General features: G+C 58.9%; 15 protein-coding genes and 1 pseudogene. 6 read left to right on the top strand and 10 right to left on the bottom strand.

The genetic code is table 11. From position 1 onward, the window contains the following. Positions 1-13: 13 nt before the first annotated feature. Both DBZ32_RS15610 and DBZ32_RS15615 read left to right on the top strand, forming a co-directional pair. Entirely contained in the window at positions 14-352 is a 339-nt protein-coding gene (locus tag DBZ32_RS15610) for a conjugal transfer protein TraD (protein WP_119168113.1), read from the top strand. A 1-nt stretch (position 353) separates the two neighbouring features. Continuing rightward, positions 354-608 carry a conjugal transfer protein TraD gene (locus DBZ32_RS15615; RefSeq protein WP_119168114.1) on the top strand — a complete coding sequence of 85 codons (255 nt, stop codon included), beginning with the start codon at positions 354-356 and terminating at the stop codon, positions 606-608. 119 nt (positions 609-727) lie between these two features. Here the strand turns inward: DBZ32_RS15615 and herA are convergent, their stop codons facing one another. The 9 genes from herA to DBZ32_RS15665 all read right to left on the bottom strand — a co-directional run bounded on the left by herA (position 728) and on the right by DBZ32_RS15665 (position 12624). After that, positions 728-2437 (bottom strand): anti-phage-associated helicase HerA, encoded by a 1710-nt coding sequence (herA, locus tag DBZ32_RS15620; RefSeq protein ID WP_119168115.1) that lies wholly within the window; start codon positions 2435-2437, stop codon positions 728-730. A 17-nt stretch (positions 2438-2454) separates the two neighbouring features. Further along, entirely contained in the window at positions 2455-3783 is a 1329-nt protein-coding gene (locus tag DBZ32_RS15625; protein ID WP_119168116.1) for an SIR2 family anti-phage-associated protein, read from the bottom strand. Next, positions 3780-4982, bottom strand: a complete 1203-nt coding sequence (locus DBZ32_RS15630; RefSeq protein WP_119168117.1) for a GIY-YIG nuclease family protein — start codon at positions 4980-4982, stop codon at positions 3780-3782. Before DBZ32_RS15630 ends, DBZ32_RS15625 begins: the two co-directional genes overlap by 4 nt. Further along, a complete protein-coding gene (locus DBZ32_RS15635) occupies positions 4975-7044 on the bottom strand; it encodes a DEAD/DEAH box helicase (protein ID WP_119168118.1) in 2070 nt (689 codons plus the stop codon). Before DBZ32_RS15635 ends, DBZ32_RS15630 begins: the two co-directional genes overlap by 8 nt. Then, positions 7041-7874: a hypothetical protein gene (locus tag DBZ32_RS15640; RefSeq protein ID WP_119168119.1), complete on the bottom strand. Its 834-nt coding sequence runs from the start codon at positions 7872-7874 to the stop codon at positions 7041-7043. Before DBZ32_RS15640 ends, DBZ32_RS15635 begins: the two co-directional genes overlap by 4 nt. Next, positions 7871-10645 carry a class I SAM-dependent DNA methyltransferase gene (locus DBZ32_RS15645; RefSeq protein WP_119168120.1) on the bottom strand — a complete coding sequence of 925 codons (2775 nt, stop codon included), beginning with the start codon at positions 10643-10645 and terminating at the stop codon, positions 7871-7873. The genes DBZ32_RS15640 and DBZ32_RS15645 overlap by 4 nt, the downstream gene beginning before the upstream one ends. Continuing rightward, positions 10632-10934 carry a HigA family addiction module antitoxin gene (locus DBZ32_RS15650; RefSeq protein ID WP_119168121.1) on the bottom strand — a complete coding sequence of 101 codons (303 nt, stop codon included), beginning with the start codon at positions 10932-10934 and terminating at the stop codon, positions 10632-10634. Before DBZ32_RS15650 ends, DBZ32_RS15645 begins: the two co-directional genes overlap by 14 nt. Positions 10935-11800: 866 nt before the next feature. Next, positions 11801-12019: a hypothetical protein gene (locus DBZ32_RS15660; RefSeq protein WP_119168122.1), complete on the bottom strand. Its 219-nt coding sequence runs from the start codon at positions 12017-12019 to the stop codon at positions 11801-11803. 185 nt (positions 12020-12204) lie between these two features. After that, positions 12205-12624, bottom strand: a complete 420-nt coding sequence (locus tag DBZ32_RS15665; protein ID WP_162906785.1) for a Fur family transcriptional regulator — start codon at positions 12622-12624, stop codon at positions 12205-12207. 200 nt (positions 12625-12824) lie between these two features. Between DBZ32_RS15665 and folE the strand changes: the two genes are divergently transcribed. From folE to DBZ32_RS15680, 4 genes and pseudogenes are all read left to right on the top strand, one after another. Continuing rightward, positions 12825-13478 (top strand): GTP cyclohydrolase I FolE, encoded by a 654-nt coding sequence (gene folE / locus DBZ32_RS15670; RefSeq protein WP_119168124.1) that lies wholly within the window; start codon positions 12825-12827, stop codon positions 13476-13478. A 108-nt stretch (positions 13479-13586) separates the two neighbouring features. Then, positions 13587-14222 (top strand): annotated as a pseudogene (locus DBZ32_RS22930) (GTP-binding protein); the annotation flags it as partial. A gap of 21 nt (positions 14223-14243) precedes the next feature. Then, positions 14244-14816 carry a GTP-binding protein gene (locus DBZ32_RS22935; RefSeq protein ID WP_456236568.1) on the top strand — a complete coding sequence of 191 codons (573 nt, stop codon included), beginning with the start codon at positions 14244-14246 and terminating at the stop codon, positions 14814-14816. Beyond that, positions 14813-15508 (top strand): DUF1826 domain-containing protein, encoded by a 696-nt coding sequence (locus DBZ32_RS15680; protein ID WP_119168125.1) that lies wholly within the window; start codon positions 14813-14815, stop codon positions 15506-15508. Before DBZ32_RS22935 ends, DBZ32_RS15680 begins: the two co-directional genes overlap by 4 nt. A gap of 491 nt (positions 15509-15999) precedes the next feature. On the opposite strand, the gene DBZ32_RS15685 is transcribed toward DBZ32_RS15680, so the two are convergent. After that, a complete protein-coding gene (locus DBZ32_RS15685) occupies positions 16000-16587 on the bottom strand; it encodes a TetR/AcrR family transcriptional regulator (protein ID WP_119168126.1) in 588 nt (195 codons plus the stop codon). Positions 16588-16635: the final 48 nt, after the last annotated feature.

Raw genomic sequence — 16635 nt, forward strand, 5'->3', positions numbered from 1 at the left:
CCATCAACAGCTTATGGAGATGATGATGCGCAAACCACGGGACTATGATGCAGAACTAAAAGCGCTGGAGGAAAAGACCAGGGAACTGAAAGTCCGCAAAGTGCAGCAGCTCGGCGAACTCATCATCGCCACCGGGGCCGACGCGCTCACTGCCGAAGAACTGGCGGGCGCGCTGGTCGCGCTGACGGAAAACACCGACGCTGGAAAGAAGGAGGCATGGGCCAAGCGCGGCGCGGCGTTCTTTCGCAGCAAGAGACGGCGATCTGCGAAAACGGCTTACCGCGACACTGACAGCGCTCAAACGCAACCGGGCAGCGCGCAATCGGCATCAAGCAGCACGGGCGCGGCATGACATGCGCAACTGGCAGGTCGAGCGCCGCAAGCGAACGCGGCATCTGATCGAACTCGGCGGCCTCGTCGTCAAGGCGGGGATTGTGGAACTGACTGATGACAACCGCGCGATGATCTACGGCGCGCTGATCTGGATGGCCGACAAGCTGAACAGTGACGACGGCGAGCGGGCGCGAGAACTGTGGGCCGGAAAAGGGAAAGAGGCGTTCGCGGCGGAACAGGAAATCAAAACGCCAACTACATCATATCCACAGTAGGATCGGGCGTGACCGATGGCGGGCGGCGCGAAGACCCCACAAATCGGAGCGTCGCTCGCCATCGCGCGGCAACGCCGCGTAAACAGTGCAAAGGTGATCTCACCTGATTGGTGTAAAAACTATGACCACTTTTGAAGGAAAGGTGGGTCTTTAGAATCTGGTTCGGGATTTGGCCTGCTGACCGAAAGGCGCGTAGGCACCGGTAGCGCCGCACCAAAAATGATTGCTTCCCCTCTTCCAAGCCCGGCAACCTGCCGAGACACGTTCACCCCCGCGGTTTCTGCCGCGGATGCGACCGCCCGCTGATCGGCTTCGTTGTTCAGGCGAAACACGGCCCACGTTCCGCATTGCGAAAGCACGGTCGGGGAAACCTCGGACGGGCGCTGCGTGCTGATTAGCAGGGACAGGCCAAATTTGCGGCCCTCTTTAGCTAGGCGCTCGTAAGCAAGCGCCTGCTGTCCACCGTCGGATTCGCCTGGTAGCTGGCGCAAATAGTGGTGTGCTTCCTCCAATGCCAGCATGGTTGGGTGGGTATTCCCGGGGCCGCGCTTGAATATCTCGGCGGCGAACATCTCAAGTAGCGATCCCAGAACAAATGGCATTAGGTCTTGAGTCAGGCGGCTAAGGTCAACAACGTGAACCGACCAATCATTCTGACCAAACATCGGCGGGCCAAAAACATCCCGAACGAGCGCGGCGCATTCATCCTGCATACTCAAGGGATTCGCTAGACCAGCACCGCCTGCGATCTCGACAATGGACGTAAACTGCGGGTCCTCAATCAAACCACGTATGCGGTTAATCATTGACTGAATGTGGCCGTATTGAAACGTGTCGCGGGTCCAGCCTTGGTTGTTTGGCTTGAGGACATACCATTCGGTGGCGAGGCACGACAGCGCGCGCATATGCGGCCACACGTTCGCCGGGGGAGCCGTTCCCGACCTTAGTGTGCCCATCGCCTGATTGGCGTGCGCGGCATTGCCTGTGTGACAATCATCGAAAAGGACGTTGCCCTGACCGCCGGCCAGCTTTGCTCCATGCGCATCGGCTTCCACGAAGCGAAGGTGTTCAATCGCGAAACGCAATGCCGGCATTTGCGCTTTCTCACTCGGTATCAGCAACCGGGATAAACCGTGCCGACCAAGGGCGTAGTATGGAATCCGAAGGCCGCCATTTGGGCCACCGAGCTGCGTGACTTTCACACGCTGTCCAAGATGGGCAAAGGCGGAAGAATATTCCCCGTTTACATCGAATACGACGATCCGCGACTTGGGCAGGCGCACAAGTTGTTGCAGCACCGCCGCAACGAAGTGGGTTTTGCCTTGACCTGTTGAACCTAAGATCGCCATGTGCCGACCCAGCACTTGGTCGATGTTGGCGCAGACCTCAACGGCCCGATTGCGGGAATCCGTACCCAGCTTGATCTGCTCGGCAGCGATGCCGTTCGCGCCGATTGTCGCGATGGTTTCGATGTCCGTAAGCGGATAGACGCTAGCCCCAAGAACGGGCAACCGCCATTCCTGCGGCGAAAAGTTTAGCCTGCCCTCCTGCTTGGCCAGAAAGCCGACAACTCGACCGCGAAGCTGACGCAACGGCTCTTGCGAGATATTCGATGATCGTCCACGTCCTGCATGGACTTCGCGCGGCTCGGCGAACGCGACGGTCATGATCCGAAGGATTATGGTTTCTGCACCGGCGTCGATCCCGACCAGATCGCCGGGTTGCTCTACCGTCGATAATCCATCCCTATGCCCGGCTACATGCCCGCGAGAATCCTCATGCAAATTTACTAGAAGCTGCGGCCCGTCGATTTCGACCACATAGCCCACGGGGTGGCGGGAACCTATCAAAGCAAGTCCTCAAGATCGTCGCCGGGTGCTGGTGCTGCCTCGGGAACGGCCGCCACCGCCTCCTCTTCGACCGCCGCAGCGGGCTCCTTCGCCACTTGGATATTCGTCGCCTGTTTGAGTAGCGTTTCGAGCTGGCGTGCACGTTCCGACACGTCGTCCAGCATGGCGGGTTCTGGCAAGTCGTTCGCCAATGCGTCGAAGAAGCCGCCCGGCCCAAAACCTCGCACCGTTACCTGGGGAAGTTGAGCCAAGAGCAGCCGCTTAAGCTGTTCATTGGGTTTGATTGCGTCGCCGGTCGCGGCAAGCGAGTCAAAAATGCCTAAACGGTCGATTTCCGGAAGGTAGATGATGAGCTGCAGCGTCGGATTCTGTAGCGCCGAAACGAGAAGCCGATTGATATGGTCGTCGGTAAAGCCATAACCGTTAACGATGAGGCAGGCGTTCGGACGCGAGAGGAACTCGGTGAAACGGCGAATGATCTCACCATACACAAATGCCGTTGTCTGAACGAACTTCGACGCGCCGGGGAAAATCATGAATCCCGGCCAATTATCGGGTTCACCAGACGCGATGAACTGATCCAATAAAGGCTTCACACTAGCGCTGGGCAACTCGCACACACTGCCCGACTTGCTCGCCGTCCATGAAATCGAGCCGTGTAGCTTCCCAAGATAGAGATTGTATGTGCCGAAACGCGCTTCACCACGTGCCTGCACGTTACGAAGGCCAAGGTCAAAACTGCTCGGACGAAATGCGCGGTCATGCGTTCCCGAGAATCCGTTTACACAATGAAGGCCAAGCGCTTCCGCCGACCATTCCAGCGCAAGATCGTAATTAGTCGTGAACGCCCAAGGCGCGGCCTGCCCGGGCTGACGATTCCCGGCAAGGCGTGATACGAGCCTTACGTGACTCGATAGCTTGGGATGCAAAATCGCCTGATCCGGCTCCGACCATAGCGTTTCGTCAAGAATGGCCGCTCGCAGAACGGCCTTTCGCAATGCGTGCCTAGCTGCTTTGAAGTCGGTAAGATCGACGCCTACCCGTTCGCCATCCAGGCAGGCGATTTCCAGCTTATCGAGCAGCAATTCAACATTGCCCTGCTCGCCATCCGCTAGGAACTTGTTTCCTCGGAGGAATTGAATCTGATCGGGATATTCATTCTTCAGAAGCGCCCAGACGTCGGCCATCACCATGCCGCCGACGCCTTTAGAAGCGCCAGCACCAAGCAAAACACCGACATTTTCTAGTCGGATCGCAAGGGCAAGGTGGGCCGAGAATTCCTCGGACGTTAACTGTCGGCTTCCCCGAATAGCAAAAAATGTCATGCCAAGCTCCCCGTCCGCACCAGGCGCGCCGCTGTCGGATCGTAGGCATATCCGGTGATCGTTCCGTCCCTAATCCTTTCGACGGCCTCATCGATTGCTGCCAGAGGCACAAGGAACCACTCGCGCGGAACAACCGGGTTCCCGAAGCGATCCATCACCTCGATATCGAGGCGGGCGGGCGCAAAGATGCGATGGATCAGGTTTTCGAGTTTCGTCCGGTTGATGTTGAAAAGCTCATAGGTGGCGACCACCTCGACCCCAGCCATCAGGAATGTCGGCTGAAGATGCGCGCCTGCGACGCGCCGCTCAATCTCCATGTTCGTGACGCCGATCTTGTGGACCAAGTTGCGGTTTTCGGCGACGAGCGGCAGATCAGATTTGCTCCGCAAAACGTAGATTGTGCCGCTCGCTTCATCGCCTTCGGCTGTGTCGGCGCCGAAGAGGGGGCCGGCGGTAGTCTCGGTAATACGCCGCCCCGCTTCGTCCTTGTTCAAGGCGCGCTGAAGCGAACGCATCAGCATGTTGCTTTCTGTGCCATTGTCGAAGATCACGCGAAGCCTTGCATCCGTGCGGCCCTGATCCGTCAGCGTGACCTCGCCCTTCTCCGCGACATAGGCCTTCTGGCCGCCCACGATGAAAAAACGCCCCTTTTCAATCTCTGCCTTCATCTCGAAGGGGCGAGTCTCTCGAAGGCCGGAATCGAGTTCACTTTGCACCTGATCGAAGAGCGGCTTGAAGGTCTCGAAATCCTCACAGCGCTCGCGTAGAGCCACATCCTCGGCGGCGCGTTTCTCGGCTGTCGAGCGCACATGGCGTAGTTCGGTGATCGGCGGAGTTTCCGCGTCGATTCCGAGTTCAGCGAGAAGGGCATCGTCATCTAGCTCATCTGCGGCGGGACCCGACGCCTGCGCGAACGCATCTGACAACAAGCCATGGCTGTCCATGGGTCGGACCAGCTCGGCTAGGGCGGTCTGGTCGCGAATACGATCGAGCCGCACGGCGTAGAGGCGTTCGAAGATGTCGCGATCCTCGCCATGACACGGCGGATGGCCGTGCTCTTCAACAAAGCGCTGAATCTCTTCAAAGCCCGCAATCACACGCTCCTCTTCCGGCGTTCGAGCGGCGACCGGCTTCGCTTCAACCTCAACCCCTAGTTCAGTGAGCAGTGCGTCGTCTTCATCGGTGAACTGCTTAACCATTTGCTGCCTCTTGCTTCATTCGAGCAAGAAAGGCGACGCCTTCGGCCATGCGCTTTTCCCATGAATCCGGCGAGGTGATGGAGGGGAGCCGTCCCCGTTCCTGCTTGAACTTCAGGGCGCGCTTGGCGAGATCACGTGCCTCTTCAGCGGTGAGTTGTACCTTCCTTGCCGAAATGACGGCGGCGACCTGCTTCAAGCTCTCCTCGCTCATGGTCTTTCCGAGGATTGCGTAGGCCTCGCTGAATGGGTTGATGCTGTCGATCAGGTCGATATCGAGTTCGCGCACATCCATGGCAAACTTGCGAACGCCTTGGATCAGAGCGTTGCTGCCCGCTCCCTCGCCCAAACGTTCTTCGACTGCGGCTTCTTTTGCCTTTTGGGTTAGGTTCATGGCCGCAACTGCGTGCTGACGAACCGACTCCTGATCCTCGTCGTCAAGCTCGGGGTACTTGTCCTTTATGATCTTACCCATACGGACCTGGGTTAGCTCTTGCGCCAGCGTTTCGCCGCCAGCGTGCTCTCCGTCGAACAAGCCCTTCTCGAGCGCGGTCTTGTCCTGGACGAATGCAGCAATCACCTCGTTGAGGTCTTCCTGACAGATACGCGTCGCCTCTTTGGTTTTCGGCTCGGCAAGGCCCTTGATCTCGATCTGGAACTGACCGGTCTCCTCATTGAAGCCGACATTCTCTTTGGACGGATCGTATCCGCCTTCGCCGTAGTCAAAGCCCTTTTGCGGACCGCTCGCCGTTGCCTTGGGTGTGAAATTGAACCGTGGCGCGAGCACCTGCTCCATGAGCAAGCTGGCGGCGATGGCCTTCAGCGTGTCATTCACGGCCTCGGTGACGGCCTCTTCCGACGCATCCGGCTCGGCGATAAGGTTGGTGAAGCGGGCGCGGGTCTTGCCCTCGGCGTCGCGGGTCGCCCGGCCGATGATCTGCACAATCTCCGTCAGGCTCGACCGATAGCCCACCGTCAGCGCGTGCTCGCACCAAATCCAGTCGAAGCCTTCCTTCGCCATGCCAAGCGCGATGATAATGTCTACATGATCGCGGTTGGCCTTTTGAGCGGGGTCTTTCAGCGCGGCGGACACCTTATCCCGCTTCGTCGCGTCGTCATCGACTAGATCGGCGATGTGCAGCAACCGGCCGTCTGCGCGCTTCACAAGCTGGAAGCCGGTGGCGGGGTCCGTGCCCTGCCATTCCCCCAACTCCTCGATGATGTGCTCGACCTCCCTGATCTTGTCCTTCGTGCTCTCGCGGGAATTGACGGACGGGATATGGACGATGGTCTTCTCTGCCGGGTCGAGGACGGCCAGGATGTCGTCCGAATAGGCCCCGGAATAAAAGAAATAGCCGATGTCAAGCGTCTTCAGATACTTATAGCCGTTGAGCTGTTCGTAGTAAGTATAGGTCACCACGTCGAACTTGGCTTCGTCCTCCGGCATCAGCACTGGCTCGGCGTCGCCCCGAAAATACGAACCCGTCATGGCGACGACATGAACCTTGTCGCGGGCGATCAGCTCCGCCAGGTGCGCGCCGAGCTTGTTCTCAGGGTTGGCGGAGACGTGGTGGAACTCATCCACGGCGATCAGACAGCCGTCGAAGGCGTCGATCCCGAACTTGTCCACGGCGAAACGGAACGTGGCGTGAGTCGCGACCAGCACCCTGTCGTCGCCTTCGAGGAACTTGCCGACCGAACCGACCTTGCCCTCGTCGCCACCGGGTGCGTTGCAGAGGTTCCATTTCGGCTCGACATGCCAGTCGGCCCAAAACCCGAACTTGGACAAGGGCTCGTCGGCGAAGCTCGACCCGATGGACTTCTCAGGAACGGTGATGATCGCCTTCCGAAGTCCCTGGTTGTGCAGCTTGTCGAGCGCGATGAACATCAACGCCCGGCTCTTGCCCGATGCGGGTGGCGACTTGATCAACAGGTATTGCTCGCCCCGCCGCTCATAGGCGCGCTCCTGCATCGGGCGCATGCCAAGCTCGTTCGATTTGGTCGAGCCGCCGGTTTGGGCGTAGGTGACGGAGACGGAGGGAACGGATTTTGTTTCTGGCTTCATTTTCTTTCCCCCGCAACGCTGGCAAGCGCCGCCTTAAGTACCTGAAAACAGACTTTTGCTGTGTGCTCATCCGGCATGAAACCGGATACCATTTGCTCGTATGGATGAATGTAGTTGCGAAAATCCCGGAGCCCGTGGCTGAACTTCTTCACATCGGGTTTAAGCAGGCCGACTTCACAGGAAACATCTATGAACTGAGCGAGGCTCCATTCGTGAAAGCGCTTTACGCCGCCGTCAGCAGCCTTCGGGCTGCTCGAAGCCCGATTGAAGCGCGAAGGTTCTTTCTGGGCCGCCCCAAGCAAGACGGCTTCGAGCACACTGCCGCACAGAAAGATGACAGAAAGATACGCGCCAGCACCCATAGCAGTCCGCGCTTCGCCAAGACGGTTTTCAATGATTGCCACGGCCTGCGTTTCAATCGGCAGCTTTTGGATATTGGGAACCGTGAATTCGCGATGTAGGAAATCGTCAATGGTCTGGGCCGGTTTTGCAGGAACAGGCTTCCCGGAAAGCCGAGCAAGAATACCTCGCGACTTTTCGAGAACGGATGCATCGGCTTCTCGATTGTTCAGATCGCAATCGGCCTCATACGAATCCAGCATCTCCGACAGGACCGTGCCAACCAGGGCGTCTGGCTCGCGCTCCCAAAAGGCCCGCATCTTCTTGGCCTTGGAGGTGCCATAGCTCTGATATTTCGAGCCATGAATATCGATCTTATGGCGATTGAAGAACTCGCCAAAGGTTGCGTCGGAATAATCCAGCACATAGCCGCTTTGCATGCCAAGCAGCTTTTCAAGGTAACGTTTTTCGATATCAGTGAGGCTGCTCATGTCGCCCCCGCTTTTCGCTTCGACGGGCTGGCCGCAGTCATCTTGGTGTAAAGCTCGAAGAGTTTCTCCAGCCTCTCGGTGTCGTTCTTGAATCGGCGGCCGATATAGATACGCTCAAGCACCTCGTCGTTCCGATCATGGGCGGCGCGGAGGTTATCCGGCATCTTCTCGGGATCGTAGAGATCGGCAATGGTTGCTGGAAAATGCGCCTCGCGCGCCAACAGGATGTCCTCGGCGCAACGGGTCAGGTCTTCCTTGTTCTTCTCGGTGAGCTTCGGGACGGGGAAGGTGTTCCAGCCAAGGGTGTTGGAATAGCTAAAGTCTGTTCGCATCCGCACACAAACAGTTCCGATCCAGACCCAATGTAGGCGCGAGGCAATCAGCGCCATGTTCCACAGGGGGGCGTCGTACAGGGCAAAATTTCGATCTCCAATGATAGTGCCAGGAGCACCCAACCCCACTGGCAGAAACTCACGGTTCTCAGAGCTGACGCGCGGCACCACAATTGTACGTTCGTTGCCTGTTTGACGCACCTCGCCAAACCGGTACGGCGTGCCCGCAAGCTGCTTTGTAGTTGCCCTGTTTGACGAACTCCGCTGACTGCGAACGGACTCAAACCTGTCGTTCAACCAGTCATTTTCTCTTGCTTCCTGATACTCTTCATCTGTCACCCAAACGCAGCGGCGTTCTTGCCCCTTGATGAATTCCTGCGAACCGACGAAAGAACGCAAGAATTTGCGATCGACCCCGTGTTGCTCAATGGCCTCATCCGCTTCCGGTCGAGTTAGGAGTAAAAAGCCGCCTTCATTCGGCATGTTTCCAAAACTCATTTCATTGAGGGAATTTATCGGCTTAGAAGAAGATGGCACCAAGATATTGGGGCCACCTATGAGGTAAGGGTTTATATTATCCGTTTCTCTAACAACTGTTTCCCCGTCGTTGTCGATAGAGAAAATCCGTCGCGTGGTCTTCGCGTCCTTTGCGACGGCCACGATAACAACTGTCACGCCAGCGTTATGACTCGCTAAGTTCGCCCACTTAAAACTCGTGTGAGCAAATGGAATCTCATGGCCTGTCTCAAATATGAGCTTCCACAAGGTCTCGACTTGTCGCCCTTGGCAAATCGAATTCGTGGACACCAATGCGGCCACGGATTTTGTACGCACCCCAAAATCTGCGGCCTTCATGAACCAACCAGAGACATAATCGAGCGACTTCCAGTTCTTGGTTCTGCCTTCAAAGATGCGTTGAAGGTCTTCCTTCTGCTCCGTGCTTTGCCATTGGCTACCAAGGTACGGCGGATTTCCGCAAATGTAGGTCTCTCCGCCTTCATTCTCGAAGTCGATTTCAGCTTGATCAACGGGCGACATGAATAGGTCGTCGGCATGGTGCTTCACGCCTGTCCCTGTCGGCGGGCATATACTCAGCCAGTCGAGCCGCAGGGCGTTGCCGCAGGTGATCCAGTTCATGGCATCAAGCGGAAGGAAGTCGGCCAAGGCCTCCTTCTGACCGCGATAGGTCACGTCGCACTGATACTCCGCGATGATCAGCGCCAAGCGCGCGATCTCGGCCGGGAAGTCGCGCAGCTCGATCCCCCGAAAGTTAGTCAACGGAATGTCAGACTTCCGGTCGGCTTCCCCGCGCCGCGCGTTGATCTCTGCCTCGATCGCTCGCATTTCCTTGTAGGCGATCACCAGGAAATTGCCCGATCCGCAGGCCGGGTCGAACACCCTGATCTTGGCCATCCGGTTGCGCAGATTCATAAGCTTGCGACCGTTGTCCCCTGCCTCGTCCAGCGTCTCGCGCAGATCGTCCAGAAAGAGCGGGTTCAGCACCTTCAGGATGTTCGGAACGCTGGTGTAGTGCATCCCGAGCGCGCCGCGCTCCTCGTCATCCGCGACAGCCTGGATCATCGAGCCGAAGATGTCCGGGTTGATTTTCTTCCAGTCGAGCGTGCCGATGTGCAGCAAATATGAGCGCGCGATCTTGGAAAAGCGCGGCACATCGGTGCTGCCGGAAAACAGCCCGCCGTTCACGTAGGGAAACACATCGGCCCAGCGGGGCAGCTGAGCGGACGCGCGGTCGTGGATGGGCGTGTTCATGGCCCGGAACAGCTCGCCGATCACCGCATGCATGTTGGAGCCGTCCCGCTCCGACATCTGGTCGATCGTCGCCGTGAACAGGTCATTCCCGTTCAGGATGTCCGTGTCCTCGGCGAAGAACAGAAAGATCAGCCGCGCCATGAAGTGGTTCATGTCTTGGCGACGCTCCGCCGTCCCCCATTCGGGATTGTGGCGCAACAGTTCGACATAGAGTCGGTTGAGCCGCCCGGTGGCCTTGATGTCGAACGCGCTCTCGCGGATTTGGCGGACGGTCGAGATACCAGCGAGCGCCAGGAAGAAGCCGAAATGATCTGGAAAGTCCGGATAGTTGCAAACGACGATCTCGCCGCTGCTCAGATCCTCGGCATGGAACTCCTGGCCATCGGTGGCGAGGATGAACTTGGCCTTCGCTTTGGCGGTCGCAGGGCTGGCCTTGAGGGCGGCCAGCATCTGCGCCGTCTCACTGATCGACGCGACGGCGATGTGGATATTGTTGCGCTGGAGCACGCCCTCGTCGATGTCGGACGCGTTGGACGGGCCCTTGCGCAGGCGTTTGATCGTCGTGGCCTTGTTGCCGAATGCCTCCAAAAACGCGAAGGGGAATTCGGCCGCGTCAAACGGCTGTTCAGCGAGTGCGGATATGGCCTCCTCAATCTCAACCGCGTTCATGCGTTCCCCCGCTTTCCGTAGTCGATGCACGGAAAGGCTCGACCTTGATCTTCTTGGCCCGGCGCATGACCTCCGCCAGCTCGTAATCGAGCTGCCGCATCAGCCACTCACGGGCAGGCGTGCCGAACGCCTTTTCGAGCCTGACGGCCATCTCTGGCGAGATACCCGACCGGGCGTTCAGCAAGTTGCTGAGGGTTTGGCGATCAACTCCGAGAACCCGAGCCGCACCCGTGACACTCAACCCGTTCTTATCGAGGCAATCTTCCCGGACCTTCGCCCCCGGATGCATCGTCAGCGACTCCCCTCCAGACTTCTACCGGGACGCTATAGTGATAATCGACACTCGACAATCAAATTCCTCGACCTGCCACCCCAGCGCTGGTCAGTGAAGGCCAACCATTTGTGGCTTCTCAGATTGCCATGGTGGGCGAACGATGCGTGCATGGGTTCGGACCGCGCGGCCCCGAAGGCCCTCGGGTCCGGACAATAACCGTTGATTAGCAGACGAATTTCGTCACTTTGCTGTTGTGCCCATAAGGATGCCGCGAGTCCAAGCCCTTCGGCTTGATGGTATCGCAGTTGGTATGAGTTTTAGATGCGGACAGAAAGGCAAATAGTTACAATGAGAAGCCAAAGCCGTTGACGATCGAGTGGGAATGAGTCTCAATGTGGCCGATGATTTGTCGGCCAAGTTCGTCGTTTATGTTTCCGAGCCAGGTACGACGCCGCGCGGCGGAGTCGCGATGTGGTCCGCGATCCCGCCCGGCTGCGTGAACCACACCTGCCCACTGTCGGCCTGCGTTCGAGTATGCTGAAGCGCGCGTCGGAGCTGGGCCGGCCGGAAGGGTTGTCCGACGATGGGTGTATGGAGTGAGATTGTGCAGACGAGCGACTGCCATGCCGATTGATGCAGCATTTCGTCGAGAAGATCGAAGAGTCTCCAGATGCCGACGCGCAGGCCATAGTCGCGCCAGGCAAAGTTCCTCACGTCGGGCTGAGGCGTCGCATGGGACGGCGCATGGCCGAGCCCCTCGCCGGAGGGACAGTGCTCCACATTGACGGCGAGGTAGAAAGCAAGCCGCTTGCCACCGGGCCATTCCTAGTGCGGTCGGCCAGGGATAGGACTGTAGGGCTAGCGGCCGTGCGTCTTGAGGATCATCGCAGTTCACGCTCCGCCTGCTCGAACCAACCGATGACACGCGCAAGATGGGCCTCGCCCCAGGTCACGACGAACTTCTGTCTTCCGTGGTCGGCGGGGTCGCGAAGCGTTGCGAGACGTTGTTCGACGTAGGCTGGTGTGAGCGGGATGTGGCAGAGTACTGTGATGCAGTGTTTCCAGTCGTTGTAAGTCTTCAGAGGCAGCACCACGGTCACCCGGCTGCAGCTTCTGCAAGCTGCTCCTTGATGCGCACGAGTGTCCGGCCCAGCGTGGGCTGTCGGATCGGAGAGGCGAGGACAGTTGCCCTGCTACTGCCGAGCGACCCGGTAAACACCGAGATTGGCAGAGGTTGCGATGACCGATCGGGATTCCAGCTTTCCATGAGGCCCTTCTCGTCCCTTCAGGCCGCGCCGGCGGCGATACAACGCGCGCAGGTGCCCTCCACCTCGATCACGTGCCGTGTTGCGCTGAACCCGATAAGGTCGGCATGCTCGGAGATCAGGCGCTCTAGCCGCCGGTCTTCCACCTCGACCGATGCCCCGCAGGTGCTGCAAATGAAGAACAGGCAGTCATGGCCGCGCTCCGGATGCGTGCAGGGGACGTAAGCGTTCCGGCTTTCGATCTTCGAGACGAGGCCCTGGAACATCAGGAACTCGAGCGCGCGATAGACGGTCGGCGGCCCGACCGGGCGGGAGTCCCTAGGCTTCAGCGCTTCGATCAGTTCGTAGGCGCGCGTCGGGCGACCGCTTTCCCAGAGCAACTCCAATATCTGGCGCCGCAGCTTTGTCAGTTGCGCACCGCGCGCGTCGCAGAGGGACATTGCCAGCGCAACCCGTTCAGCTGGCGCATGCTGCCCGCGGCAATTCGGGTCTGTGCAGGGGCGGGGCTGGATCGACATGAGCGCTGTGACTTTACCCTTCTTGTGTTCTGGATGAGCAACGTTATAACGTTGCATTGTCTGATTGCAAGAGCCGCTTACCCCTGGTCGCCGGGGGCGTGGCCGCAGGAAAGGGTCTAAACATGGACACAGCAGTGCTCGGCAGCCGGCCCACGGACTCCGGTCTCACCAACCCGGTTGAGCGCCGGCGGCCCAGCCAAGCAGAGGCGGAAGCGGCGGTGCGCACGCTGATCGAGTGGGCCGGCGACGACCCGGATCGCGAAGGCCTCGCTGGCACGCCCGAGCGTGTGGTGCGGGCCTATGAGGAGTTCTTCGCCGGATACAACGAAGATCCGGTCGCGCTGCTGGCGAGGACATTCGAGGAGACTGCCGCCTACGACGAAATGGTCGTCTTGCGCGACATCCGCCTCGAGTCCCATTGCGAGCACCACATCGTTCCTATCCTGGGTAAGGCACATGTCGGTTATCTGCCGGCAGGCCGCGTCGTCGGGATTTCCAAGCTCGCGCGCCTTGTCGAGGTGTTCGCCAAGCGGATGCAGATTCAGGAGGCGCTGACGTCGCAGATCGCGGACAGCATTCAGGAGGTGCTGAAGCCGCGCGGCGTCGCCGTCGTCATCGAGGCGGCGCACCAATGCATGACCACGCGCGGTATCCGCAAGCCGGGAGTCAGCATGGTGACCAGCCGTATGCTTGGCTCCTTTCGAGACGATCCGGCGACCCGCCGGGAGTTTTTCGCGATGATCGGAAGTCCCAGGAGCGCTCTGCATGAGAGCTGAACGCACCGGCCTCGGGCAGATTCCCCCTCGGCAATCCAGGCTCGCCAGTCCAGGCTCGGCAGTCCAGAGAGGCCGTGAACGACGATGCCAGTATGAGAGTTGCTGTCCATGAGTGAGAGTCTCCCGCAGTCCAAGCTTCCCGTCACGGTCCTCTCCGGATTCCTCGGTGCCGGCAAGACAACCTTGATGAACCACATCCTCAACAACCGCGAAGGCAAGCGCGTCGCGGTCATTGTCAACGATATGAGCGAAGTGAACATCGATGTGGATCTTATCCGTGACGGCGGCGCAGATCTGAGCCGCACCGAAGAGACTCTGGTCGAGATGACCAATGGCTGCATCTGCTGCACCTTGCGTGACGACCTTCTCAAGGAGGTGCGCCGGCTCGCTCAAGATGGTCGGTTCGACTATCTTCTCATCGAATCGACCGGCATTTCCGAGCCGCTGCCCGTAGCGGCCACCTTCGATTTCCGCGCTGAAAATGGAGAAAGCCTTGAGGATGTCTCGCGCCTCTAAACGATGGTGACCGTCGTCGATGCCGCCAACCTCCTTCGCGACTATGCCTCGAGCGATTTCCTCAAGGACCGGGGGGAGGCGCTGGGCGAGGAAGATGATCGCACCTTGATCAATCTGCTCGTCGATCAGATCGAGTTTGCCGATGTTATCATTCTGAACAAGATCGATGCCGCATCGCCGGAACAGCTCGACGCCGCGCGCAAGATCATCCGCTCGCTCAATCCCGATGCGGAGCTGATCGAAACCAGCATGTCGCGCGTGTCGCTCGGCAAGGTTCTAAACACCGGCCGGTTCGATCACGACAAGGCCCAGGAACATCCGCTGTGGTTCAAGGAACTTTACGGCTTCGCGGAACATAAGCCGGAGACGGAAGAGTATGGGGTGCGCAGCTTCGTGTACCGGGCGCGCCGTCCCTTTCATCCCGAGAAGTTCCACACCTTCATCAACGCGCCGTGGCCGGGTGTTATTCGTGCCAAAGGGCACTTCTGGCTGGCGACCCGCCCGGAATGGGTCGGCGAGTTGAGCCAGGCCGGCGCGCTTGTACGCCATGGGGCCATGGGCTTCTGGTGGGCGAACGTTCCCGGGGCACGTTGGCCCGATCATCCGGATTGGCATCAGCACATCGCCAAAGCCTGGGATCCCGTCTACGGAGACCGCCGCCAGGAAATCGTCTTCATTGGCACAGACATGGATGAGTCCGCGATCCGACGCCAGCTCGATGCCTGCCTCGTCGGCGATGCCAACGCAACGGCCATGCAACCCACTGTCTGGAGGAAGCTGAAGGATCCCTTTCCGGTCTGGAGACGGGGCGAACCGTCATGACCGATCAACTGACATCGCTGGAAGGCGAGGCGGTCGGGATGTCTGCCACGTCGGGCGTGGGCATCGAGACCTGCGACACGGCGGATGGCCTCGCGGCCGTCAACCGGCCCGACATGCAGCTCGTGATCTGGCAGCGCGCACTTCCCTTGCGCTTGCAAAGCTGGCTCGACCGCATGGATGCTTCGTGCCTGCCCGATACGCGGATTCTTGTTCGCCCCCGAGACCTTCGGACTGCGCTGAAACCGCATTTGGACGACTGTGGCGTGCCGCAAGGAGACATGCGCGACTTGCTGGTCCGGGATGTCGACGATCTCGTCTCGACATTCTCCAAGGTTACTCAGACCGATCTCGTTGATGTGAGGCTGGAGCGCGTCAGCCACGACGCCTGCTGGAAGTTTCACCGCGATCGCGAGAAGGCGCGCCTGCTGACGACCTATCGCGGTCCCGCGACCGAGTGGGTTCAGCCGATCCATGGGGAGTGGGCCTTGCACGAACAGAGGCGGTTCAAAGGACCGGTCGAGCACCTCCGCGTCCACGACGTGGCGATCTTCAAGGGAAGCTGCGCCGGACCGGGCAGCGGAATAGTGCACCGCTCGCCGCCGATCGCGAGCACTGGCCGCACGCGACTGCTGCTCTGCCTCAACAAGCGATCGGCGGCGTCGCCCGAAGCGTGGTCTACGAAAGACTATTGAGCCTTATCTCGGAAAACACAGTCAACTTTGCTAGACGTGATTGCCATCGCCCTCCCCGAAGGTGAAGGTCTCAGGTTAGAATTGCGACAGGTACGCCGTTTCGTCTTTGAAAAGTTCAAATCGCACGTGGCTCACGACGAAGCACCTGCGCTCCGTTGCCTGACGATAGGCTCCGAAACCATGTTGTTCCGCTTTCCCCCCAAAAGCTCAATGATTTCAAAAACCTCTCTTTTTGTCGAACTGCGAGACGGAAACGCTTTTGGGAGTTTGTTTTTCTCTTTATATTTCAATGTAGTTATGAGCTTGTCGACAATGAAATGGGAATGAGTCAGAAGCGCCGGAGACAATTGGCGGCTTTCTGAGAGAGTCCCATAAACACCTGTTGTCAATGAGAAGATGCCTTAGCTACAGTTGCGGAAGATCGCAGCGAAGAACCGCTTCGAGCCTAAACTGACCGATGCTGCGCAGTGACGCCAAAGATCTCTTTTGACTTATTCCGAAGATCTGATCGGGCCTGCGGACAAAAGCCGCTCTACATCCTGTCGCAAGTCTTCTGATCCTATGCCGGCGCGGGCGGCACCGGACAGACCTCGCAGAATCATGATGATCGTTCGAGCGTCGCCGCCTGCATCCGTCGCCCCAAGCGCGCGCAGGCGGTCTTCGATCACCCGTTGTGTCTTTACGACCTGATCCGCGAGGATCTCCTTTGCCTGACGGTTCGTGGTGGCGACATCTGTGCCGAGCACCAGGCACCCGGTCGCCCCAGGCTTGCCATAGGTTTCGGCTGCTCCAAACAGAACTCCGGTCCAAACCTGCTCCGGTGTTTTAGCGCTTTCCAAGGCGTCGCCGATGAAGCTGACGGAGGTGTGCGCGTAGCGGTCCACCACGCTGCGATAGAGGCCGATCTTGTTGCCGTAAGCCGCATAGAGACTGGTCTGCGTGATGCCGAGCGCGGCGCAGATCTCACCCAGCTTGGCCCCTTCATACCCATCCTGATGGAATTGTCGCTGTGCCTCGGCCAGCGCGACGTCAAGGTCAAACTTCCGTTTCCGGCCTCGGGTTTCTTTTTTTGTAGTCATAAAAACAGTATTCCTTGACTTTTTTCTGTAGTCATCAATACATTAAAA

Source organism: Algihabitans albus (genome assembly GCF_003572205.1).
GTDB lineage: Bacteria > Pseudomonadota > Alphaproteobacteria > Kiloniellales > DSM-21159 > Algihabitans > Algihabitans albus.